The sequence below is a fragment of the Williamsia sp. R60 genome, assembly GCF_054063855.1.
This window is the reverse complement of sequence record NZ_JBSSGR010000002.1, coordinates 828,415-853,109: the sequence shown is the minus strand read 5'-3', so window position 1 is coordinate 853,109 and position 24,695 is coordinate 828,415. Positions and strand designations below refer to the sequence as shown.

Below are 24,695 nucleotides of genomic sequence, written 5' to 3'. Positions count from 1 at the left end.
TTCCGATCCGGCGTCCTCCGTGCTCTACTATGCCATACAACATAACAACGGTCATTGACTTATTAAGAGGTCTCCCGCAATGTCACACGGTCCCAACGCCTTTTTCCGGAACACCGGCGCGTTCTGCGCACGCCGCAGGTGGTGGGTGATCGGCTTCTGGGTTGCGTTGGTGGTCGGGCTGAACCTGGCAGTCCCTCAGATAGAGCAGACCGTGTCGGAGAAATCGGCCGCGTTCCTGCCCGAACACATGCCGTCCGTCGACGCGCTGCGCGACATGTCGACGGATTTCGGCGCTCCCGCGTCGACTGCTGTGGGCAGTGTGGTTCTGGCTGATGACGGCGGGATCACCACAGCAGATGATGACTACTACCGCCGCCTCGTAGAGCTTCTGTCCGGTGATCACGAAAACGTCGCCTACGTCCTAGACATGTACGGAAATCCCGCCACCCGCACCGCCGCACTCAGTCCGGACGGCAAGGCCGTCAACGTCCTGGTGGTCGCTGAAGGCGACGTCGGCAGCACGCGTGCACACCACAGCACGGTCGCGATCCGTTCGACGATCAACTCCATTCCCAAACCCGACGGGCTGTCGGTGTACTACACGGGTGCCTCGCCCACCCTTGCCGATCTCTTCTCTTCGATCGATTTGTCGCTGCTCATCATCACGGGAGTGTCGGTACTGCTGATCACGTTGATGCTGCTGATCGCCTACCGATCACTGATCACAGCCCTGATCCCGTTGGCGACCATCGGCTTCGGACTCGGCGCCGTGCGGCCCATCGTCTCGTACCTCGGCGCGAATGAACTGATGTCGATCTCGAACTTCTCGATCGCCATCATGACGGCGCTGGTACTGGGCGCCGGAACCGACTACGCGATCTTTCAGATCGCGGGCTACCACGACGCCAGGCGCGCTGGTGAAGACCCAGACACTGCCGTTGCGACCGCAAGCGCACGGGTCTCCCCGATCCTGGTTGCCTCAGCCCTGACAATCGCTGCTGCTGCGGGTGCCATGATCTTCGCCGAGGTCGGGATGTTCAAGACTGCGGGCCCGCCGACCGCGATCGGGGTACTGCTGGCAATGGCGATCTCGGTGACCCTCACACCCGCGCTGATGTCCGTGGCCGGGCGTCGCGGTCACATCGAACCCAAGGCATCGACCGAGCGACGATGGCGCCGCCGTGGTGCGACGATCATTCGACACTCGGGCCCGCTGGTGGCGGTGTCGATGGTGGTTCTCATCGCGTTGGCAGCGATGGTTCCCCTGTTGCGCGTCAGTTACGACGAAGAGTCGGTCCAGCTCTACGCCAACGACTCCACGCGCGGATACGACAAAGTGCTCGAACACTATGGTGTCAACGAGATCCTGCCCGAGTACTTGATCGTCCGTGCCGACCACGACATGCGGAACACCAACGATCTGGCGGCGCTCGAACTCGTGGCGTTGTCGGTGTCGAAGTTGCCCGACATCGCTTATGTCCGGTCGATCACTCGACCCGATGGCTCACCGATTCCCGAAGCATCCACCGGGTACCAGGTAGGGCAGGTCGGCAATCGGCTCGACGATGCCCATCGGCAGATGGTCGAGGCAACACCGGAGTTGCAACGACTGGCATCAGGGGTGACAGCACTTCGCGACGGTGCCGACAGCGCGTTGGGACAGTTGCCACTCTTGGTCGACGGGACCAATCAGGTTGTGGGACTGGCCGGTGGTGTGCTCGACGCAGCGGACACCGCGTCTCGAATAGTGGCGATCGCTTCTGATGGCCACCTCTCTCTTCCCCAGGGAGTCACTGAGCTCGCAACCCTCGCCGATACGCTGAGTCTCTTGGTTACAGCGGTTTCCACGAGCAATGCGCAAACGCTGGCTGCCACCGAACAGCTCGACGACGTGTTCGGTCCGATGCTCATGACCGTTCCTGACGCAGAGTGCCAGGCCGACCCCACGTGCCTGGCGGCGCGGGCGGCGTTCAGCCTGTTCGACAAGGCCACGGGCGGAAAAGCCTCACGGACGTTGCAACAAGCCGTCAACTTGTCGGGTGTGCCGGGCGAGGTCATCGACAAGGCACAAGCATTGCTGCCTGAAATCGAGACCGGGCTGAGTCAGGTCAAGATCCTTCTCGATGGGCTCGGAGGAAAAACCCCGGAGCAGCTGCGTTCTGAGCTGGGTGCCCTGACTGCGGGCATCACCGAACTGTCGACGGGTATGACGCAGCTGGCCGAGGGGCTTCGCCAGGTCAAGGCAGGCACCGACAAAACCGTGGCTCTGACAGGGCAACTCACCGCCGGGCTCGGCGAAGCCGGCGACTATCTGCAGACGATGGCTCGAGACACGATGTCGGGCCCGGGGGCTGGTTTCTACCTTCCCGCACAGGGTCTCGAAGATCCGCGTTTTGTGGCAGGCACAAAACTCCTGCTGTCACCCAATGGCAAGACCGCGCGGATGCTCGTGGTGCGCAGCATCAACCCGTACGGCCACGAAGCGATCCGCACGGTGCACGACATCGCGGACACTGCCCGGACGGCCACCATCGGAACGGTTCTCGACGGTGCCGAGGTGAGTTCGACCGGCCTGACATCGTTGTCCGCCGACATGAACAATCAGGTCAACAGAGATTTCGCACTGTATGCCGTGGTCGCGATCCTGGCGGTGTTCCTGATCCTTGTCGTGTTGCTCCGCAGCATTCTCGCGCCATTACTGCTGGTTCTGACCGTGCTGTTGTCGTTTGCGGCGACCATTGGGTTGTCCATCCTGTTCTGGCAGTACGGACTGGGCATCGACCTCGATTGGTCGGTCGTACCGTTGGCGTTCATGGCGCTTGTGGCCGTCGGCGCGGACTACAGCATGCTGTTTGCATCCAGGATCCGTGAGGAATCCCAGACCGGGATGATCGGCGGAATCATCCGAGGCTTCGGGTCGACCGGTGGTGTGATCACCACGGCCGGCGTCGTTTTCGCCGTCACGATGTTTGCCCTCATGAGTGCCACGGTGATCAACCTTCTCCAATTCGGTTTCACCGTGGGCGTCGGACTCATCCTCGACGTGGTGGTGGTTCGGTCGATTCTGGTACCGGCCGCGATGGCCGCGATCGGCAACCGCATCTGGTGGCCTGCGAAGGTATGACGGCCCGCCACTTCTGGGTGGTGGGCGTTTCGGCGTAGCGTCCATCACTCAGCCCTGTCGGCGAGTTCTGGCCGGCCCGCGAGAATCGCGGCCAAGTTGTATCCGCTGACGCGGAGTGGGTTCTCGCGGGTGCCAGGAATGCCCTGATCCTCCTGGGCCCGGGAGTACTGACCGTGGCTGTCCACCCCATCGCGGTGCAGGTTGTCCGCAGTCGTTCGCTCTTCGGTGGACAACTGGATGAAGTCCGAGGCAAACGGGTTGGATCCGTGAACACCCTCGCTGGCAGCGAGATTGATCCACCTGTCGTCGGGGTCGTTCATCAGATACGCATGCCCGTACTCCAGTCCCAATTGTGATGACGTGTTCGCGTACACACCAGGACTCCCGTAGAACACGGTGTCGTCCACGTACTCGTGCGCTCCACCCTGCAGAGCCAGCGACGCCGTCGTTGATCCGTAGGAGTGTCCGTTGAGTACCAGGTGTTGCTCGTCCTCTGGATGGTCGCTGGTCAGGCCCAGCGAGCGGGTGAAGTCGGCGAGGCTGTCTGCTCCGGCTTTTGCTTTGCCATCCCCGAGTGCTTCCCACGGGGCACCGTCGTTGACGTCGGGGGTGTCGTACCCGATCCACGCGACGGTCGAGACAGCTTCTCCCTCACCGCCGGTGGAGGCGAGGATGCCGAGGGTTTCGCGCCGCAAGGCACCCGCCTCGCTTGTCATGGTGCCGATCGACTTCGCTTCGGTGTTCACCCCGGGCACGGTCACGCTGACATGACGCGCTCTGTCCGGATTACCCACCGCGACAGCGGCTTTTGTCTCTTTCCCGTCAGGTTGAAAGGTCAGCAGGAACGCTTGCGCTCCGGTGTCGTTCTGATCAACGCGGTAGTCCCCGCCCAGTGCCGTGTTGATGGCGCGCAAGCCGTCGAGCTCTTCGCGCTTTGCTGCCAGCCTTGAGGCGAGTGCGTACTGACCCCGAGCGCCGATGTACGCCCTGTCGAGCGCTGCGAGTTCGGCCTCCACTCGTTGCGTCTGCGCCGCCAGCGCAATCCGGTTGGCGACGTCGCGCGAGGAGGCGTCCACACCGTCGAGGTTGCCGATCAACCCCGGATGCTCCGCGATCATCTGCTGCTTCTGCGCCTCCGGGAGCGCCCGCCACCAGGCGTCGATTTCTTCGGGCGACTTCTTGTCCATGTTCGGCCAGGTGGGCGCAGTTAGAGATGCACCTGCCCGGCCGGACTCGAACGCCTCTGTGAGCGAGCCGAACTCCAGATAGGCGATCTCGCCGGCGACGATCTTGCGCAGGACAGTCGCTGTGTCGTTGTCGATGTCCTCGGCCTGGACGACGAGCGCTCGCGCCCGGATCATCAGGTGCTGCTTCGTCTTCTCCCGTTCTGTCCGTTGTTCGCCCGTCATGTCCATCTGTGAGACGTCATCGACTGTCGGCGGCGGATGGATCACCATGTCTGCATCGGATGCGTCGGCGCGAAGTAGCGCCAACGCTGACTTCAGTTCTCCGACGGCGGTACTCGTCTGGCGGGCCAACTCCGATGCCGCGCCCAACGCAGCTGCCTCGTCGTTGAGTGATGTGGACACGGATCGGAACGATCCTCCGGCCGCGGTTGCTCCTTCGCCTTTCCACCCAGGAGTCGCCGCCACCTTGCGCAACATTGCGTCGGCGTCGATCACAGATGTGAAGCGGCCGTTGAGTTCTGCGACCAAACCGTCGAGTGCGGCAGTGTCCCAGTTGTCGATGTCGGTGAGATCCACGACTTTGCCGCGCTCTACAGCCGCAGCCCGGTCGAGGATTGTTCGAAAGTGCCTGCCGCGCAGTCATCGACCGACCCATACGACGCCGCGGCACCCGCCAGGCCTGCCGCGAGCCCCTCCAGCGCTCCCACCATCTCGCCGGCCCGCCGCTCGAGCGTTGTCACGTAGGTGACGAACTCCGTCTGCGTCGAGGTGCCGAACCCGTTGGCGCACATCGCAATGTGCCGTCCCGATCGATCCAAGGCCGCGGCCAGGTCTTCGCCCAGAAGCGCCGCTTCCCTACCCCACCGTGCAAGGCCGATCGTATCGACCTCAGTGTTTGACTGATTCCCCACAGTTCCCCCGAACCTCGCCCGAACCCAGTGGCGTTAGGACGCCGGGTCGAACTCGACGGTTCCAGACGGACCTGTTGCGCCGCATTGCTGAACTCCCCGACCCATCGCACTCGATCCAGGGCACCTGCAAGGGAACTCGTCACGCCGACGGTTTGCCCGCCACCAGGTCTTCGATGTCGAGGCCCCATCGCCCGAAGGTCTCGTCGAATTTCTTTTCGTGCTGCTGTGCGCGACCGAGCTTGACGCCGGAATACCGTTTGCGAGCCCACCTCGACTTCGGCCTGGCGAGACGAACTGCGCCGATCCAGGCCACGGGAGGAATGAACGCGCCGATCGCAGCCGTCTGGTACTTGCCCTTCTCGACACACAACAAGAGGGCGAGGACGTGGAACGGGATGGTGCCGAGCAGGACAAAATGGCCTGGCGTCCCGACGTTCGACACGACGGGATCGATGCCGAGCAGCACCAGTCCGAGGAGTGAGCCCGTCAGGGCGACCACCTGCACCGACAGCTGGCCTTCGGCGGACCAGTAGACGTCTTGCAGGTGCAGGATCATGGCGAACTCGTCGAGCACCAGCGACGATCCGACCCCGATCATCACCGCACTGACCTCGGCCCATGGTGAGTCACCGTGGACAGCCACCGACAGGAATCCCCCGCCGATCGTGGAGATGATCCCGGGCACCGCGTGATGGATGTGCACGCCGCCGGCGACGTTGTCGTGGAAGGGGCCGCGCCCGGAGCGAATCATCCGGGTGATGGTCCGGGTGACCACAAACGTGATCATGAACGAGGCGAAGAGCAGCAACATCGGCAGCCTGGTGCCGTCTACCAGGCCCTCGAGGAACGACATGGCTAGAAGCTACAGCGATCTTGCTGAGATACGCTCGACCGCGTCAACAGGCCCGGTGAGGAGACAGCGCTGAACGATCAGACGGTGGTCCCGGCCGAGTCGCGTAGGTCGAGGTTTCGAGTCGGCCCGAACGTGGATGCGGTCGCCGTCGCCGTGCTTGCGTTTGTCGTCAGTTTCGTCGGCATCGGCAATCCGTCCTTCTGGTACGACGAGGCCGCCACCATCTCGGCGTCCACCCGCTCGATCTCCGAGCTGATCGATCTCGTCTCGTCCACCGACTCGGCCCACACGTTCTATTACGTCCTGATGCATGGCTGGTTCGCCGTCTTCCCAGAATCGGAGGCGTGGTCGCGGCTGCCCAGCGCCGTCGCGATCGCTGTCGCCGCTGCGGGCGTGGTGGTGCTCGGCAAACTGCTCTCACGCCGCGCCGTCGGCGTGACCGCCGGCATCGTCTTCGCGATCCTGCCGCGGGTCACGTTGGCAGGCATCGAGGCTCGTCCTTACGCCCTGGCCATCGTGGTGTCGACGTGGCTGACCATCGTCTTGTTCGTGGCCACTCGGCGTGGGGCCACGTCCTGGTGGCTGCTGTATGCGGTTCTGGTGGTGCTGTCGGTTCTTGTCAACATTCACCTGCTGTTGCTGGTCCCGGTTCATCTCATCGCCCTGATCATGCTCGGCAACAACCGGAGTCAGCTCCGTGCCTGGGGCCTGTCGACCGTTCTCGCCGTGGTTCTGCTCAGCCCCTACCTCGCCTTCATGCGCGCCAAGTCCACTCAGCTCAGTTGGATCGATCCCCTCGACGAGCGTGTGTTCGGCAATGTCCTGCTGACTCAGTACTTTGATTTCTCGATCGCCTTCGCGGTGGTCGCATTTCTCTTGTTGGGCACCGCTGTGGTGCTGTTCTTCGCCCGGCGAGAGCGCGTCGCGACCAGCGGCATGCGCGCGGTGGCTGTCCTCTCGATCGTGTGGATCGTGGTCCCCACCGTCGGGTTGCTGTTGTATTCGTTGATATCGCAACCCATCTACGTCGATCGGTATCTGTCGTTCACAGCGCCTGCGATGGCTCTGCTGATCGGGGCCTGTGTGGTGGCCATTGCGCAGAAGCCCGCGCCCATCGCCGCCGTGCTCGTCGTCATGGCGATCGCCGCGACTCCCAACTGGATCGATCAGCGCGGTGACTACGCCAAGTTCAAGATGGATTACAGCCAGGTCGCCGACCTCATCGGGGCGCAGGCCTCGTCTGGCGATTGCCTACTCCTCGACGACACCGTCTCGTGGGAGCCTGGCCCCATCCGCCCGCTGCTCGCCGCGCGGCCAGAGGCATATCGGGGCCTGATCGATGTCGGGTTGTGGCAGCGAGCCCGGCCCGAGGGACTGCTCTGGGACACCAATGCGGCACCTCACCTACGCCGTGACCAGATTCGTGCATGCACCGTCATCTGGACCATCTCGGAGAAAGACAAGAGCCTGTCGGCGCACGATGAGGGTCCGGCGCTCGACCCCGGTCCCCGTCTGGGCCCGACCATCGCCTACCGCGTGCCTGCACGGATGGGCTTTCATGTGGTCGAACGCTGGCAATTCAACATCAGTCAGGTGACGAAGTCGGTGCGTTGAGCACTGACACAGGACGTCTCGAGGCCCGCGGAACCGGGTGCGCTACCTTGGCGTCTAACACTCGGTCTGCTCGTCGGCCACGTGTACTTGCATCACCAAGCGTCGGGGGTCGCGATGGGTAATTTTGCTGCGGATATCAGCCAGCTGACAGCGCTGGGTACAACGCTGAACGGACTCGGGTCAGAAGCTTCAGAGCTCAAGATCAGCGGCTCGGCCACGGGGGCGAGCACCATGCGTTCAGTGAACGAAGCGATCAACATTTCCTCCGAAATTGTCGAAGGATCGTTGATTCCGACGATCGCGGAACGGCTCAGCGAGACCGGCGAGATCATGTCGAACGTGGCAGTCCAATTTCGAGGGCAAGACGACTCGAACGCCGAAAAGCTGGCGACGACCTATACCAACGCGACCGGAGACTGGAATACCGAGGACGCTCGTTGAGCGGACTCACTCGCTCTCAGATCGAGTCCTGGGATCCGAGCCAGCTGCTGACCCTGGCCGGTTCATGGAGGACAATGGGGACCTCGATCGAGAGTCTTTTCGACAGGTACGTCACGAGTGTCACGCGTGTGAATGAAGGGATCTGGGAAGGCACCACGGCCGAGGCCACCCAGAATCGTGCAACCGGCGATCGGCGAACGGCGATCACCGTTGTCGACGCTCTCGAAAGTCTCGCAAGTACTGCGGAGCAGGGTTTTTACGCCACCGACCCGCACGTTCAAGCGGCAAAGCTCGCCATCAACGGCGCCGAAAACGCCTTGTTCAAGGTCAACGAAAACCTCGTGTTGACGGACACGTTCGTCGGACCACCGTCAGACGAGCGCAAACGAGCTCTTGATGACTGGCAGCTGGCGATCAAAAACGCTGCAATGGCTGCTTACAACGCGGATCTGAGCACCGAAACGTCCCTGCGCGGTCTCCGCTCAGGGTTGATTGCGACCTTCATCGACGCTGCGGCCCTCTCCAAGGAACAAGGCGAAAGTGACGGCAAGCGGATTGCCGACCAACCTGGAAACTTGAGCCCCCAAGAGTTGGAACGGCTGAAGGAAGCCGGATCCCTCACACCCGAACAGATCGCGGCCTTACAAGCGGGAGATACTGCGGCAATCCCGGCATCACAGATGGAGTACATCAATGCGCTGTCACGATCCCTCGACGGTAAGAGCCCGCAAGAGATACGCGACCTGATGAACAAGATGCCACCTGAGGCGCGCACCGCATTCGCCAACGCCCTGCAGATCGGTTCCAACAGCCACGTCACCGCCAGTGTCAGCGGCGACAGAGACGTACCCACCAACGGTGGACTTGCGGTTCTGCCGAAACAGATCGGCGCATCCCTGACTCGAGAAGATTTGGTCGTCAAGGGCGTCAAAACAGGCACCGGGTCCCCTGGTTCCAATCCCGCTGGCCCGAAGCTGATCTTGAACGGGGTGGCCGATAACCAAGCCATTGCCGAGATTGCCGTCGCCGCTGACGACGCCTATCAATCCGGGAGTGATCTCGACGCCAAACTACTGGACGCCGGAGCCGTGTACCTACACGCGCAAGTACAGGCCGAGCAGACTGTCGGGACTCCCCTTGAAGTCGACGGTCGAGTCATCGATCCTGGTAAGCCAATTACCGAGTCAATCTTCTCTGCCGTCGCCGCCGACAAGATCGCGGTTGCTGAGGCAGTAACCGATCCAGAACACGGTATGCAACTCGTAAGTGACATTCAGACGCACGAGTGGTCAGACAACGGGAGCGCAGCAAGCAGTCTGTTCCGGTTCGGTGCCGATGACTTCGAAGTAGGAGATCCGAACAATGCCGTTGACGTCGCGACGTCGACTCGGACCGCCGACATCATGGAAGCAGTCGCCCGGGCGTCCAGCACAAACGACGCATGGAAGCTGGTTTCGGCGATCCCGGGAACCGATGGGCAGTCTGTTGGCGAAATGAATCCCGAACTGCTACAAACACTTTCCAGGAGTATGACGCCCTACATCACGGACATGGCCGGCTCTGGGGCACACCCCGACTTCAACATTGATTGGGCTGACGATGGCACCGGTAAGTTTGTCGGCGCGGCGAATGTGTTTGCATTGATGAACACCGACGAGTCCGCCGGAGAACTCTTCGACGGCGCAGCCCTCAACCAGCAAGTCCGACTTGAACAGGGCTACGGAAACGATCCCGACGCCCCCGATTCTGGCTCTAAACTGATCGGCGCCGGCCGGCTCGCGGGTCTGGTGGACCAGGGAACCTATCAAGCTGCGAAGGATGAATACGGCAACGAGGCCACGCAAGAGGCTTACCAACGAAAAGAGAAGTCGTTCAACGTAGCAACCAATCTCCTCGACATGGGTCTCGGCCATCTGCCCGTGGGAAGCGATGAGGCATCCGCAGCGCTCGCGATCGGTGGAGATTCGCTCAAGAACGCCATGCTGGGTCCCGCGCCGACCAACGGAGTCGACACTGATGCTCCTGAGCCCCTGGGCCCCAGGCTCAATGCGAACTACTGGAACGTGCTCGATGCGGCCGGCCCGCTAGCTCCGTCCGTCGTCGGCGAGTACGCGTGGGCCGTCGATGCGAACGGCCAAATCAGGTCATCGGCCGAACTCCTGGGAACCTACCAGCGTGACGACGTGGACGATGCGCTCGCGACGATCTTTTCCCGACTGAACAACGGCGAAGATGCCACCAAATACCGTGACAACTATGACGATGTGGTGATCTACCGTAAAGATGACAAATAACGTAATCAAAGCAATCGTTCTGGCGGGATGCCTATTCCTCGCGTCCTGCTCTCTCGGGTCGCAAGAGGGCTCGCCGCCATCAAGCCCCATACCAGTTCAGGAAGAGGACGCCTTCTGGGCCAGCGTCTGGTCGGCCGATGCGGGCATCGACTTGTTCAGTCGCGCTGGTGAACTCGTGCGCGGGACCGTCGAAGCTGGCTACATGGCCCAGGCTTTTGGCGCCAAGAGATCTTTTCCCGGGTACCTCGATGCGCTTGGGGGCGAACCTCTCCCTGCGCAGAATGACCCGAGACGACAAGCAATAGCGGCAGCCTACGCGCCACCCGACCTCGGACCAGGTGCACCTAATCTGAAGTCGCTCTTCTACCACGTCGTCGAACTGACGAATGATAATTCACGCGTGTCGGCAAAGATCTGCGAGTACGGACTCCTGCCCACGCCCTCCATGCCGTTGAGATATCTCGGGATGGGAGAAGCAGTTACTCTTGTGAAACACGATGGACCAGTTGGACGTCCTGGGATTCCCGACACGGGTAAGAACTCAGAAGGAATTGTCGGGAAGATCCCCGGCTGGAACATCTTCGGATCATGGCGTATCACGGAATCGCGGGGGCTTCGGGGCGAAACCCTCCCCGCACAGTGCACGGCGTGGTGGAAATCAGTGTTTCCCGAGGCCATACAGGACCCGGGACGCAACAGTGTTCAGCTACCGGGGCTTGCACCCGCGGCGGCCGGAGAAGTCCAGTATCCGAAATGGATCGGCCCGTCCAACTCCGAATAATCGGCGCCGATCAAGCTTCGTCGGCCTTGTCGACAACCACGGTCCCCCGCCAGCCACCAACCACGCGCATCACGTGGTAGATCAGCAGGGCTGCAACGGCACCCAGTGCGATACCGCCGAAGCTGAGGTCGCCGATGACCCAGGAGAAGTCGGCAATGCCGATCACCAGGGCAATAGCTGCGGTGAATTGGTTGACCGGCTTGGAGAAGTCGACCTTGTTGGTCACCCAGATGTGCACACCAAGGATGCCGACGAGGCCGTAGAGCGCGGTGGTGACGCCACCGAGCACACCGTCCGGGATCGCCGCGATCACGGCACCTACCTTGGGCGACATTCCGAGGATGATGGCTGCAACCCCGGCGACCCAGTATGCCGCTGTCGAATAGACCTTCGTCGCCGCCATCACGCCGATGTTCTCGGCGTAAGTTGTTGTCGCCGAACCGCCGCCACTCCCGGCGAGCACCGTGGCAACACCGTCTGCGGCCAGGGCGCGGCCGATGCGGTTGTCGTAGTTGAGGCCTGTCATGGTGTTGATGGACTTGACGTGCCCGATGTTCTCGACAACGAGCACCAGCACCACCGGCAAGAACATGGGTAGCACCGAGAGATGGAATGTCGGAGTGGTGAAGTCGGGCAGCCCAACCCAATCTGCCGATCCGATCTTGCTCGTGTCCACTTCGTCTCTCGCCAGCGCGAACAGGTAGCCGAGCACAACACTGGTGAAGATGGCGAGTCGTCCGAGGAGTCCCCGGAACAGGATGAGTGACGCAATCAGCAGAACCAGCACCACGGTCGCCGTGATGGCGTCTTTCTCATAGTTCGCCTTGGCTGTCGGCGCAAGATTGAGCCCGATCAGAGCGACAATCGTGCCGGTCACCACCGGAGGCATCAACGCTTGGATCCAGCCTGTGCCGGCGTACTGGACGACCACGCCGATGATGATCAGCAATGCACCGACCACCACGATGCCGCCGAGCGCTGCCGATTCGCCATTCGATGCCGTCGCCGCGAGGACAGGCGCGATGATGGCAAAGCTCGAGCCCAGATAGCTCGGTAGCCGGTTGCGCGTGATCAGCAGGAACAGGATGGTGCCGATACCGGAGAAGAGGAGGGTCGTCGCAGGCGGGAAGCCGGTGATCACCGGGACCAAGAAAGTCGCGCCGAACATCGCTACCACATGCTGCAGGCCGATGCCCACGGTCCTGGGCCAGGTCAGCCGTTCATGGGGAGCCACCACGTCCCCACTGCCGGCCACCTCCCAGCTGAAGAAAGACGGCGACTTCTTCTCGAGATGTTCGTTCGGCATGGCCACCAGTCTGAGGCATCCACAGGCGGCATCGGTGCATTGACCGGGGTTAAGTAGCGGCCTGCCGGGCTCGGCCCACGTTTCGAGCTCCAGTTCCTCCGACTCCAGACACATGCTCCGGTTGCAACAGGAGGAACTACATGAAGTCGGAGGGACGACGGGCGACGCCTGCAACCCCTTCGCTCCCGGGCCCCAAGACCCTCCGACTCCAGCCACATGCTCCGGTTGCAACAGGAGGGACTACACGAAGTCGGAGGGAGTACGGCGGACGCCCGCAACCCACGCATCCCCCGGCCCCACACCCTCCGACTGCATTCACACCCTCCGACTACAACCGGAGGAACTACACGAAGTCGGAGGAAATACGGCAACGCCCCACTCCCTCCGACTTCCGCAGCGCCCTCCTACCCGGCCGCTTCAGCCACGTCAGCCACCGACTCACTCACCGGACGTCGGGTCTGCAACCGCCAGATCGCGTGTTCGGTGTGAACGCTGTTCCACCTCTTCGTCTTCGCCACTTCACGAATCCACTCGCTGACCGATCGCGCATCGACCTCACCTACCGGGAGCTCGAGCACGTCGGCCACGTACTCGACCACGAGTCGATTTGCTTTGGTGCCCGGTATGCCGGCGAGCATCAGCACATAGGCCCACGTCACGCCCGACCGCTGGCCGGGCACCTCGCGCCACGACTTGTTGACCACATCGATGGCGTCGGACTCTGCCGTCAGCCGCAGTTCTTCGACCGACCGGATCCCCAGCCCGACAAGGCGGCTCGCACCGTCCCGAACGGCTTCGGCCTTCAACGGCGCACCTGGCGTCGTCGACGTCGGCCGACGGTTACCGATCTGTTCGGCCCACGCCTGCGCGCTACCCAGCTCGTCGAACGTCGCGAGCAACTCCGCCGGCCCGTCGAGGTCCGCATCCCCACCCTGCCCCGATCGATACGAGCGATACCGATCGACGATGTTGGCCACCTGCCCGTACTGAGCGCCGGTCGAGTAGATCGAGTCGATGATGCACAGCGCCAACGACTCTGGATACGCCCTCGGCTTGATCCACAAAGCCTCGTCTCCCAGATCGCGCTCGAAGGCATCCACCAACGCATCGATCCGAACATCCACCCCTGACGACATACTGTTCCCCCTTGATTGACGTCACCCATCCCCATGGGCAACACGTGGGGAGACAGTAGCGCCGCTATACGACAACGGGGACCGCTCAGACGCTGGCGTTCTCCGACTTCCGGTGCCGGATACCGAACGCCGTATACACCGCAGCGAGCGCGGACACGATGACCAGGAGAGTCAGCCCCACCGTGTAGCTGTGATTCTCGGCGTTGTAGGTAGCCCCCATCAGTAGCGGCGGGAAGAAGCCACCGAGCCCGCCTGCGGCACCGACAATTCCGGTCACCGAGCCGACTCGCTCCTGTGGCGCCTCCTTGGCCACCCAGCTGAAGACCGATCCTGACCCGAGCCCCATGCACAGCGCCATGAGCACGAAGTCGAGCCCGGCGGGGATCTCCAGTGGCGGTTTGGTGATCATCCAGATCGCCAGGACGGACGCGCCGGCACACGAGATCACGGTGATGAGACGGGCTCCGAAGCGATCCGACAAGATGCCACCGAGCGGGCGTGCGACCACCGCCGCGATCGCGAAGCCTGCGGTGCGGGTTCCGGCTGCCTCGAGGTCGAAGCCGTACACATCGTTCAGGTAGGTCGGAAGGTACGTCGAGAAAGCGACGAATCCACCGAACGCCGCGGCGTAGAGAAATCCCATCTGCCAGGTGATCGGCAACTTGGCAGCGCCGATCAGTTTGGGCACCACCGCATCGTGATTCGCCGACCACCGGGGTGAGTCCCGCATCAGCATCCAGCAGATAGCAGCGACCACCACGAGTGCCACGGCGATGATGACGTGGGTGGTGACGTATCCGAACCACTGCACAAAGCGCGGCGTGAAGAACGCCGACAATGCGGTGCCGCCCATACCCGCGCCGAAGATGCCGGTGGCAAAACCTCGCCGCGACTTGTCGTACCAGGCGTTCACAAATGGGATGCCGACCGCGAACGATGTGCCGGCGATACCGAGGAAAAAGCCCGCCACCACCAGGATCGTGTAGTTGTCGAAATGCCCGCCGATCGCCACGAGGATGACAAACGGTACCGAGGCCAGCAGCAGAACCGGAAACATCACTCGCCCGCCGAGCCGGTCGGTGAGCGCACCGGTGAGGATGCGCCCCAGCGATCCCACCAGAATCGGGATCGCCACCAACACTGATTTGGCGGTGGATGACAGATCCATGTCCGCGGTGTACCGAACGCCCAACGGACCGATCAGGTTCCAGGCCCAGAAGCTGATGGTGAACGCGGTGGTGGCGAGAACAAGATTGAGTGTCTGCGCGCGCCGGTCAACCGGGACGGTTGTCTGTGTGGAGCTGGTCATCGTTCACGGTCCTTCACTCCGACCGGCGCCCATCCGCGCCGATACTGCTGATTACCGGGGGACGAGTGCTGGTCGCGGCTGCGATAGACGATGTACGGCCGGAACAGATAGTGCACGGGTGCGGTAAACATGTGCACCAGCCGGGTGAAGGGCACCATCGCGAACACCAGCATGCCGACGAGAACGTGGATGTGGAACCGCAACGGCGCGTTGTTCATCGCCGCGACGTCCGGATTGAAGTAGAAGATGGAACGGAACCACGGTGAGACCGTTTCCCGGTAGTTGACACCCTTTTGTCCGGGGACCACGCCGAGAAACGTGCAGTACAGACCCAGCAGCAGCGCCGCGGTGAGAACCAGATACATCACCTTGTCGTTGCGCGTGGTGGCCATGAACACCGGTCCGACAGTGCGGCGCCGATAGATCAAGATGACCAGACCGACCAAGGTGCACACGCCCGCGATGATGCCGAAGAACGCGGAGTTCAGATGGTAGAGGTCTTCGGTCACACCCACTGCCTCGGTGAAGGATTCGGGGATCACCAGGCCGATGGCGTGGCCGATGATCACCACCAGGATCCCGAAATGGAAGAGGGGCGACCCGATGCGCAGCAGTCGCGATTCGTACAACTCCGATGACCGCGTGGTCCAGCCGAACTTGTCGTATCGGTAGCGCCAAATCGTGCCGCCGATGAGAAGGGCCAGGGTCAGGTATGGGATGACGCCCCACAGGAAGATGTCCACGTCTTACTCACCTCGTCTCCGCAATGGGTAGCAGGCGGGGGTCGAACGGTTCGAGGCCAACGGTTTCCATCGGGATGGACGGTCGCATGGCCATCGCGGATTGACGGTCCGTCGGCGAGGCACCTGGCACTGTCGAGCACACGGCGGTCAACACGTCGACATAAGGCGAGCCCGCATCGAGGAGGCCGAACCGGATGAGTTCGAGAGCTGCTCGGTACCTGGTGAGGAGTTCCTGGGCAGCCGCAGGATCAGCGCGTGCGCAGTATTCGAGCACCACGGGCAGATGGTCGGGCAACTCACCGTGCAGATCGACGAGATACCCGCTGTCGCGGTACATCTGCTTGAACTCGCCCAACACTGCTCCCCTGCGCCTTGTGTCACCGTCGGTCCAATACGACAGGTACAACGTCCGCTTGTTCGACAGGTCGAAGACGTCGACGTACTCGCGGCGGATGGCCTCGGCGTCAACACTGGCCAGGTAGTCGACGAAACAATGCAGCGGCGTGGCGGTGTTTCGGTCGGGATGCTCGTCGAGAGCTGCTTGCAGCAGTGCAACTTTCGACAACAACTGTTCATCCGGATAGCTCAGACACCACGCCGCGACCTGGTAAATCACCCGGTGGTCGATACCGCGCGTGCCGCGTAGCCACCTCATCGCTGCTCCGAAGGTCCGGGGAACATGCCGTTCGGCACACCGTTGCCGTCCCAGTTCAGCAGGTTCACGCGGCCTGCCATGCTCGCCTCCCCCGCCGCAGTGTGGGTGGTCTGCCGTTGCTTGAGAGCGTGGAACGTTTCCACCGACACCGGCGCCGGGCGACCGCTGGCCTCTCCGAACGCACCCGATTCGAACATCCCGGGGCCCTCTTCGTAGTCCAGCGCGCACGCCATCTCGTCGAGTTGCTCGGCCTGCTCGAGATGGGCAGTCGGAATCACGTAGCGGTCTTCGTACTTGGCGATGGCCATCAAGCGGTACATCTCGTACACCTCTTCCTCCGACATCCCCACCGCAGCGGGAATGTCAGGATTCGGCTCCCGGCCGAGGGTGACGTCGCGCATGTAAGCGCGCATACCGGCCAAGCGCTTGAGAACCCTGTCGATCACGTCGGTGTCTCCCGCAGTGAACAGTTCAGCGAGGTACTCGACCGGGATGCGCAGAGCGTCGATCGCACCGAACAACGTGCCCGGACTCTCGGCATCGTGGCCCTGGTCGGCAAGCAGGTCGACGATCGGCGAGAGCGGCGGGACGTACCAGACCATCGGCATGGTGCGGTATTCCGGATGCAGGGGCAACGCGACGCGGTACTTCTTGGCCAGCGCGTACACCGGTGACCGGCGGGCTGCGTCCAGCCAGTCGTCGGGGATTCCGTCGATGCGCGCCGCCGCGATCACCTCGGGATCATTCGGATCGAGCAACAGGTCGAGTTGTGCCTCGTACAAGTCTTTTTCGTCCGCTGTGGAGGCTGCGTCGGTCACCGCGTCGGCGTCGTAGAGGAAGATGCCGAGATAGCGCAGACGTCCGACGCACGTCTCCGAGCACACCGTCGGCTGCCCCACCTCGATCCGCGGGTAGCAGAGCGTGCACTTTTCGGCCTTGCCCGACTTGTGGTTGAAATACATCTTCTTGTACGGACACCCGGTGATGCACTGGCGCCATCCACGGCACTGGTCTTGATCAACCAGGACGATGCCGTCTTCAGTGCGTTTGTAGATGGCTCCGCTCGGGCAGGAAGCCATACACGACGGATTGAGACAGTGCTCGCAGATGCGCGGCAGGTAGAACATGAACGTCTGCTCGAAGCTGAACTTGATCGCCTCTTCGGACTCGCGACGCAGTTTTTCGACGATGGGATCGAGGTCGCCGTGTTCGGTTGAGCCGCCGAGGTTGTCGTCCCAATTGGCCGACCAGGAGATCTTGGTGTCCTCACCGGTCAGCAACGATTTGGGACGGGCCACCGGGAAATCATCGCCGAGCGGGGCGTCGATGAGTGTCTGGTAGTCATAGGTCCACGGCTCGTAGTAGTCAGCGATGGTCGGCTGAACAGGACTGGCGAACAGGGTCCACAGCTTCTGCAATCGCCCACCGGTGCGCAAACGTAGCTTGCCTTTCGCATTCAGATGCCAACCGCTGCGCCACTTCTCCTGGTCTTCATACCGCCGCGGGTAACCCTGACCGGGACGCGTCTCGACGTTGTTGAACCAGACGTATTCGGTGCCGGCACGATTGGTCCAGGCCTGTTTGCACGTCACCGAGCACGTATGGCATCCGATGCACTTGTCGAGGTTCATCACCATGCCGACCTGCGCCATGACTCGCATCAGAACGTCACCTCCTGGCTGCGTTTGCGAATGGTGGCCACCATGTCGCGTTGATTACCTGCCGGCCCGAGATAGTTGAAGGCATAGGACAGTTGGGCGTAGCCACCGATCAGATGCGTTGGTTTCACGAGCAACCGGGTGGTCGAGTTGTGGATCCCGCCCCGACGGCCGGTCGCCTCGGATTTCGGGACATCGATGGTGCGCTCTTGCACGTGGTAGACGTAGGCGACTCCTGCCGGCATCCGGTGACTCACGATGGCCCGGCATACGAGAACGCCGTTGGCGTTGACACATTCGATCCAGTCGTTGTCGGACACGTCGATCGCGGCGGCATCCTCGGGACTGAGCCAGGCGGTCGGGCCGCCCCTCGACAGCGACAGCATGAACAGGTTGTCTTGGTACTCGGAGTGGATCGACCACTTGGAATGTGGCGTGAGGTAGCGGACCGTCACCTGTTGCGCGCCGTCGGGCCCCAACCGGGGTTCACCGAACAGGCGATGCATGTCAAGCGGTGGCCGGTAGATCGGCAACGCTTCACCCATGTCGATCATCCAGTCGTGGTCGAGATAGAAGTGCATGCGGCCGGTGAGTGTGTGGAAAGGCTTGAGCCGCTCGATGTTCACGGTGAACGGCGCGTATCGGCGGCCACCGGTCTCCGAACCCGACCATTCCGGTGAGGTGATCACCGGAACCGGTGCACGCTGCGTGTCGGCGAACGTGATCCGCTTCTCCTCCGAGCCGCCCGCGAGGTCGTCGAGGCGTTTGCCCACACGTTTTTGCAGCTTCTCGAATCCGTCCACGGCCACCGCGCCGTTGGTGGTGCCAGAGAACGTCAAGATTGCTTCGGCGAGTTTGACGTCGGTGTCGAGGGCGGGGCGACCATCGGCGGCACCGCCGAGCATCACACCGTTGACCGACGCCAGGTGTTCGCTCTGCTCGGCCAGGTCGTAGGTGACGTTCTTGACCGTGAAGCCGAGCTTGTCCGCCAGCGGCCCGACGGCGGCGAGCTTGTCGGCGATGGCGGTGTAATCACGTTCCACCACGGTGAAGTTCGGCATGTTCTTGCCTGGCGTTCCCGGGTCCGGGGTGCCCTGCCAATCCATCACCCGACCATGCGGCTGCGCGATCTCACCGGGGGTGTCGTGCTGCATCGGAACGCTGACAAGATCGTGGCGCACCCCGAGGTGGGTCTTGGCCAGGGCCGAGAACTTCTCGGCCAGTGTGTGAAACAGATCGAAGTCGGACTTGGCTTCCCACGGCGGATCGATCGCGGGCGAGAAGGCGTGCACAAACGGATGCATGTCGGTGGACGACAGGTCGTACTTCTCGTACCACGTGGCGGCCGGAAACACGATGTCGGACAGCAGTGTTGTGGATGTCATCCGGAAGTCCGCCGACATCAGCAGGTCGAGCTTGCCCTCCGGGGCCTCGTCGTGCCACTTCACGTCGCGCGGCCGGGGGGTCTCCGGATTCTCGGTGCCCAATACGTTGTGGTGTGTCCCGAGCAGGTGACGCAGGAAGTACTCGTTGCCCTTGGCCGACGACCCCATCAGGTTCGAGCGCCACAGCACCAGAGTGCGCGGCCAGTTCTCCGGCGCATCGACATCAGTGATCGCCGGGGTGAGCCCACCGTTGTGAAGCTTCTCGGCTACATAGCCACCGACCGAGTCCGCAGCTCCGGCGTCCACCGCAGCATTCGCCTCATCGGCGAGATCGAGTGGATTGCGGTCGAATTGGGGGTAAAACGGCATCCAGCCAAGACGAGCCGATTGCGCTATGGCATCGGCGGTGTGTTGGTGATCGAGTGTTCCTCGGGACAACGGTGAAGCGAGCGACGCCGCGGAGTAACCGTCGTTGCGCCACTGGTCGGTGTGCATGTACCAGTACGACGTTCCCGTCATCGTGCGCGGCGGCCGCGACCAGTCGAGCGCATTGGCCAGCGAGATCCATCCGGTGATGGGTCGGCACTTCTCTTGCCCCACATAGTGAGCCCAGCCACCACCGTTGCGGCCCATGCAGCCGGTGAGGATCAGCAGCGACAGGATGGCGCGGTACGTCGCGTCGCCATGGAACCACTGGCAGATACCGGCTCCCATGATGATCATTGAGCGCCCACCCGAATCGATCGAGTTGGTGGCGAACTCACGGGCCACCCGGATCGCCGCTTCCGCAGGAACTCCGGTGATCTCGGCTTGCCACGCGGGTGTGTACGGCGTGCTGACGTCGTCGTAGCCGCTCGGCCACTCCCCCGGCAGACCGTCACGAGCGACGCCGTATTGGGCGAACATCAGGTCGAAGACGGTGGTCACCAATGCGCCGTTCACCCTCGTCGCCGGAACACCCCGTCGCAGAACCCTTCCGGAGCCGTCAGGGGCGTCGAACGCCGGAAGCAGGATCTCGACGTTGTCGGTACCGACGCGGCCGAGCAGCGTAAGGGTCGGTTCGATGTCGCCGAGGTCGAGATTCCACCGGCCCTCTCCCGACTTCGAGAACCGGAAGCCGAGCGATCCGTTCGGTACCACGGGCTCACCGGTGTTCTTGTCGAGAACAACCGTCTTCCACACATCGTCCTCGGGCGCCGCACCATCGGGCAGTGCCGCGAGTTCATCTGCGGTGACAAACTTTCCGGGTACGTACGCGCCGTCGTGCTCATCGAGGTGGATGAGAAAGGGCAGGTCGCTATAGGTCTTGATGTAGTTGTTGAAGAACGGCACAGACTCTCGAACGAAGAACTCGGTGAGGATGACGTGACCCATCGCCATCGCGAGCGCCGCGTCGGTACCTGCCTGCGCGGGTAGCCATTCGTCAGCGAACTTGCTGTTGTCGGCGTAGTCGGGGCTGACGGTGACGACTTTTGTTCCGCGGTAACGCACCTCGGCCATCCAATGCGCGTCGGGCGTGCGCGTCACTGGAACGTTGGAGCCCCACATCATCAGATAGGTGGCATCCCACCAGTCGCCGGATTCGGGCACATCGGTCTGGTCGCCGAACACCTGCGGGCTGGCGACCGGGAGGTCGGCGTACCAGTCGTAGAACGACGTCATCACGCCGCCGATGAGCTGGATGAATCGGGTGCCCACACAGTGCGACACCATCGACATCGCCGGGATGGGCGAAAAGCCGGCACAGCGGTCGGGGCCGTAGGTCTTGATGGTGTGGACGTGCGCCGCGGCCGCCATCTCGATGGCCTCGTCCCACGACACCCGGACCAGGCCGCCCTTGCCCCGCGCCTGCTGATAGGACCTGCGACGCATCGGGTCGCCGACCACGTCGGCCCAGGCGAGCACCGGGTCGCCAACGCGGGCCTTCGCGGCGCGGTACATCTCCACGAGTACGCCGCGGGCGTAGGGGTGCCGGACCCGCGTGGGCGAATAGGTGTACCAGGAGAACGCGGCACCTCGGGGGCATCCACGAGGCTCGTACTCGGGCCGGTCTGGGCCGACCGACGGGTAGTCGGTCTCCTGGGTTTCCCAGGTGATGATTCCGTCCTTGACGTACACCTTCCATGAACACGACCCGGTGCAGTTCACTCCGTGGGTGGATCGGACGATCTTGTCGTGACTCCATCGGTCGCGGTAGAACACGTCACCCGCACGGCCGCCCTCCCGGAACACCATGCGGCCGTCGTCGCTTTCGTCCCACCGGGTGAAGAACCTGCCGACGTCGAGGAGGGCCTTGGCTGCCTCGCCCTGAACCCCGTTTGGCGTCATATCCGTTGACCGGGCCATAAGGCCACCATACGAAAATCAATAGTTTCGCACGGCTTTTTGAGGACGAAAATCAAGTAGCTATTCGGACAACGTTACATTTCCTAATATTGACTTTCTATTGAATATCGTGAATGACACAGGTGGTTTTCTTGCGTTGGGTCGCAACCCGATCTGACTACGCATCACACCAGATCAGAGGCGGTTCCTAGCGCGCGGAATATGATTCCAGCAGACTCGATTTCGATACAACTGGGACCTTGTTCATCTTGATCCTGGCAAGCTCCACGTCATTTATGAGTAGTTACCTCGACATGACCGGGTCCGTGTGGACTGGTGACCTTGCGCCTTCGGGCTGGTTGATTGGTCCGCCAGCAGAACCGGCCTGTGCCACTAGACCGCGATCGCGGGCGCATCAACCTTCTCCACGTCCACCAGGTTGTCGGAGTACACACCCGAGTTGCCGAGTGTCGAATGCCGGTCAGCGGTGATCGAGTTGACGGTGGACCCCGAGCTCTTGTTCTGCCAATGCCCGACATTCGCCATCACCAACCCCGGCATCACACTGTCGTCCAGCGCCGCCGGGCCCTGAAACGTGCCGCGGTCGTTGAACACCCGCACCAGGTCTCCTGCCGCGATTCCGCGTTCGGCGGCATCGGCGGGATGAATGAACACCTGCTGCATTCCCTGTACGGCCTGTTTGTCAGATGCGTTGCCGTACTGGCTGTTCAGAAACGCATGCGGCTTCGGCGAGACGATGCTCAGCGGGTACTTCGCGGCAAGCTCAGGATTCGAGTCGGGCGACTCGAACGGTGGAATGTAGTCGGGCAGCGGGTCGATGTACCCGCCGGGTTGCATCCCCTCGTACATCGAACGCCACACCGGGACAACAAAGTTGCCGCCTTCGGCCAGGCTCGACTTGAACTCACACTTACCGGACGGCGTTGGGAAGTTGCCTTCCGCGTGCGGAGCCCGGACATCGGGCATCCCGACATTGAGCCGCATCCAGCCGACCTCCTTGAGCTTCTCAAACGTGATGCCTTCCAGCGCCGGTGCGTCCCAGTCGTGGAAGTCGATCAGCATCTGCTCATCGGTCCGATTCCAGTAGTCGTCATCGAAGCCCATCGTCTTTGCGAGGCGGCGAAACAGTTCGACGTTCGGTACACACTCACCCGGCGGTTCGATTGCCGGTTGATTGAGCGAGATGTAGAGGTGACCCCACGTGACCATGATGTCGAGTTGCTCGGCTTGCATGGTTGCCGGCAACACGATGTCGGCGAACTTCGCTGTGTCGTTGATGAAGTGGTCGCTGACCACGGTGAACAGGTCGTCGCGCATCAGACCGTTCATGGTCTTGCTCTGAGCAGGCCCCTGCGAGACCGGATTCGAGTTGTAGACGAACAGCGACTTCAGCGGCGGGTCGAGCGGCATTTCACCGGTGAGGGCCATACCGAGGTCCAGCTCGTTGATCACCCGGGTTCCCTCAGGAATCCACTCGGGCATGCAGATCGCGTCGAACTTGGTGGGGAACTCCCAGATCGGCATCTCCATCGTTCCGCCGCCGACGTGGCGCCACGCACCGACGAGTGCGGGCAGACAGGTGATCGCCCGGATCGCCTGGCCACCCCCACGACTACGCTCGAGCGCCACACCCTGCCGGATGGCCGCCGGCTGGCTGGTCGCGTATTCGCGCGCCAAAGTTCGGATGTCGTCGGCGGGAATACCGGTGATCTCCGAGACGTACTCGGATGAGTACTTCGCGGCCCGCTCGGCGAGCTCGGCGTAACCAACGGTGCACTTGTCGACGTAGTCGGTATCGGTCAGGCCCTGTTCGATGATCTGGTTGATCAGACCCATCGCCAACGCACCGTCGGTTCCGGGTTTGATCGGGATGTGCCAATCTGCTTGTCGGGCAGTGCGAGTGCGCACCGGGTCGATGACAACGATTTTGGCGCCGTTGTTCTTACGAGCCTCGAGCAAGAACGGCCAGCCGTGCAGATTGGTACTGGTCATGTTCATGCCCCACACGATGATGTACTTGGAGTGGGCCATCGATTCGATGTCGAGGCCACCTGTTCCACCGACGGTCATGTGCCACGCCGTCGACGAGCCCGACTCGCAGTACGTCTTCTCCGCGACCGTGGAGCCGAGACGGTTGAAGAAGGCATCGCCGGAGGTGAGGCCGTTCAGCACGCCCTGATGACCGAGGTAGGCGTGCGGCATGATCGCCTCGCTGCCGTACTCGTCGATGATCGCCGTCCAGCGTTCCTTGATCTCGGCGAGAGCCTCGTCCCACGTGATCGGTTCGAACTCACCAGCACCCTTGGGCCCGGTGCGTCGCATGGGCGTCATCAATCGGTCGGCCTGGTAGTGGTGCTCAGGGAAGTTCTTGAGCTTGACGCAGAGGCCACCTCGGGTCATCGGGTGTTCTTTATCCCCTTTGACGTCAACGAGTTTGCCGTCTTCGACGTGGTAGAGCATGGCGCAGGTGTCGGGACAATCGTGGGGACACGCTCCGCGCACGATCGTGAGTTCTTTACCTACAACGGAGTCCATTTCGGGCACAAGAGTCATGGGACTGTCCTCCAAGGGCAGTTTGGAGTGAGGGCGTTGGCGAAGACTTCGACCCTTCTAGTAGGCGCGCCTCATGTTGCACTCGGGTGAAATGGGGATTAAAGGTGACGAGGTCAGGTGGGCGGGTTCCGGGGCTGCCGGGACCTCGGCCGGCGGATGAAAGAAGCCCGGTGCCGCACCTGCACCTCCCGCGCCGGAGAACCCAGCTGCGGCGACGAGGACCGCCGCCATCAGAATGCTCGGGAACAGACGGGCCAGGCGTGCGACGGTGGGTCCCATCTTGCGGAAACTACCAGCAGAACCAGGCTCCGGGACCGTTTCCAAAGACGCATTGTCCGATCTCCGACGAGCACAGGGCCGGGCCGTTCAGCCAGCACGTTCTTGTCGCCTGTGGGGTTT

Annotated in this window: 17 protein-coding genes; 5 read left to right on the top strand and 12 right to left on the bottom strand. The window is 62.4% G+C overall.

Annotated features, from left to right (window positions below):
• Positions 1 to 79: 79 nt before the first annotated feature.
• A complete protein-coding gene (locus tag ACVWY6_RS10830; RefSeq protein WP_457537939.1) occupies positions 80 to 3,124 on the top strand; it encodes an MMPL/RND family transporter in 3,045 nt (1,014 codons plus the stop codon).
• Between the two features lie 44 nt (positions 3,125 to 3,168).
• Here ACVWY6_RS10830 and ACVWY6_RS10825 read toward each other — a convergent pair whose 3' ends face one another.
• The 3 genes from ACVWY6_RS10825 to ACVWY6_RS10815 all read right to left on the bottom strand — a co-directional run bounded on the left by ACVWY6_RS10825 (position 3,169) and on the right by ACVWY6_RS10815 (position 6,075).
• Positions 3,169 to 4,887, bottom strand: a complete 1,719-nt coding sequence (locus tag ACVWY6_RS10825) for an alpha/beta hydrolase (RefSeq protein WP_457537938.1) — start codon at positions 4,885 to 4,887, stop codon at positions 3,169 to 3,171.
• A 14-nt stretch (positions 4,888 to 4,901) separates the two neighbouring features.
• A complete protein-coding gene (locus tag ACVWY6_RS10820) occupies positions 4,902 to 5,222 on the bottom strand; it encodes a hypothetical protein (protein ID WP_457537936.1) in 321 nt (106 codons plus the stop codon).
• A gap of 139 nt (positions 5,223 to 5,361) precedes the next feature.
• Positions 5,362 to 6,075, bottom strand: coding sequence for a hypothetical protein (locus ACVWY6_RS10815; protein ID WP_457537934.1), 714 nt, complete (start codon positions 6,073 to 6,075; stop codon positions 5,362 to 5,364).
• A 132-nt stretch (positions 6,076 to 6,207) separates the two neighbouring features.
• Between ACVWY6_RS10815 and ACVWY6_RS10810 the strand changes: the two genes are divergently transcribed.
• The 4 genes from ACVWY6_RS10810 to ACVWY6_RS10795 all read left to right on the top strand — a co-directional run bounded on the left by ACVWY6_RS10810 (position 6,208) and on the right by ACVWY6_RS10795 (position 11,205).
• Complete coding sequence (locus ACVWY6_RS10810; RefSeq protein ID WP_457537932.1) at positions 6,208 to 7,689, top strand: glycosyltransferase family 39 protein; 1,482 nt, start codon at positions 6,208 to 6,210, stop codon at positions 7,687 to 7,689.
• A gap of 114 nt (positions 7,690 to 7,803) precedes the next feature.
• The gene (locus ACVWY6_RS10805; protein WP_400725549.1) at positions 7,804 to 8,130 is read left to right on the top strand and encodes a hypothetical protein; all 327 of its coding nucleotides are present in this window, start codon (positions 7,804 to 7,806) and stop codon (positions 8,128 to 8,130) included.
• Between the two features lie 128 nt (positions 8,131 to 8,258).
• Entirely contained in the window at positions 8,259 to 10,424 is a 2,166-nt protein-coding gene (locus ACVWY6_RS10800) for a TPR repeat region-containing protein (protein WP_457537930.1), read from the top strand.
• Complete coding sequence (locus ACVWY6_RS10795; RefSeq protein ID WP_457537929.1) at positions 10,414 to 11,205, top strand: hypothetical protein; 792 nt, start codon at positions 10,414 to 10,416, stop codon at positions 11,203 to 11,205. The genes ACVWY6_RS10800 and ACVWY6_RS10795 overlap by 11 nt, the downstream gene beginning before the upstream one ends.
• A 10-nt stretch (positions 11,206 to 11,215) precedes the next feature.
• Here the strand turns inward: ACVWY6_RS10795 and ACVWY6_RS10790 are convergent, their stop codons facing one another.
• The 9 genes from ACVWY6_RS10790 to ACVWY6_RS10750 all read right to left on the bottom strand — a co-directional run bounded on the left by ACVWY6_RS10790 (position 11,216) and on the right by ACVWY6_RS10750 (position 24,575).
• The gene (locus ACVWY6_RS10790) at positions 11,216 to 12,511 is read right to left on the bottom strand and encodes a uracil-xanthine permease family protein (RefSeq protein WP_457537927.1); all 1,296 of its coding nucleotides are present in this window, start codon (positions 12,509 to 12,511) and stop codon (positions 11,216 to 11,218) included.
• Positions 12,512 to 12,915: 404 nt separating this feature from the next.
• On the bottom strand, positions 12,916 to 13,647 hold the full coding sequence (locus ACVWY6_RS10785) for a heme peroxidase (protein WP_457537925.1): 732 nt from the start codon (positions 13,645 to 13,647) through the stop codon (positions 12,916 to 12,918).
• A gap of 85 nt (positions 13,648 to 13,732) precedes the next feature.
• Positions 13,733 to 14,956 (bottom strand): MFS transporter, encoded by a 1,224-nt coding sequence (locus tag ACVWY6_RS10780; protein WP_457537923.1) that lies wholly within the window; start codon positions 14,954 to 14,956, stop codon positions 13,733 to 13,735.
• Positions 14,953 to 15,699 carry a respiratory nitrate reductase subunit gamma gene (gene narI, locus ACVWY6_RS10775; protein WP_023959995.1) on the bottom strand — a complete coding sequence of 249 codons (747 nt, stop codon included), beginning with the start codon at positions 15,697 to 15,699 and terminating at the stop codon, positions 14,953 to 14,955. Before narI ends, ACVWY6_RS10780 begins: the two co-directional genes overlap by 4 nt.
• A 7-nt stretch (positions 15,700 to 15,706) precedes the next feature.
• Positions 15,707 to 16,354 carry a nitrate reductase molybdenum cofactor assembly chaperone gene (gene narJ / locus ACVWY6_RS10770; protein ID WP_457537921.1) on the bottom strand — a complete coding sequence of 216 codons (648 nt, stop codon included), beginning with the start codon at positions 16,352 to 16,354 and terminating at the stop codon, positions 15,707 to 15,709.
• Positions 16,351 to 18,015: a nitrate reductase subunit beta gene (narH, locus tag ACVWY6_RS10765; protein WP_457537919.1), complete on the bottom strand. Its 1,665-nt coding sequence runs from the start codon at positions 18,013 to 18,015 to the stop codon at positions 16,351 to 16,353. The genes narJ and narH overlap by 4 nt, the downstream gene beginning before the upstream one ends.
• Positions 18,015 to 21,743, bottom strand: a complete 3,729-nt coding sequence (locus ACVWY6_RS10760) for a nitrate reductase subunit alpha (RefSeq protein ID WP_457537917.1) — start codon at positions 21,741 to 21,743, stop codon at positions 18,015 to 18,017. Before ACVWY6_RS10760 ends, narH begins: the two co-directional genes overlap by 1 nt.
• Positions 21,744 to 22,115: 372 nt before the next feature.
• Entirely contained in the window at positions 22,116 to 24,296 is a 2,181-nt protein-coding gene (locus ACVWY6_RS10755; RefSeq protein WP_457537916.1) for a molybdopterin-containing oxidoreductase family protein, read from the bottom strand.
• A gap of 57 nt (positions 24,297 to 24,353) precedes the next feature.
• Positions 24,354 to 24,575, bottom strand: a complete 222-nt coding sequence (locus tag ACVWY6_RS10750; protein ID WP_457537915.1) for a hypothetical protein — start codon at positions 24,573 to 24,575, stop codon at positions 24,354 to 24,356.
• Positions 24,576 to 24,695 lie beyond the last annotated feature (120 nt).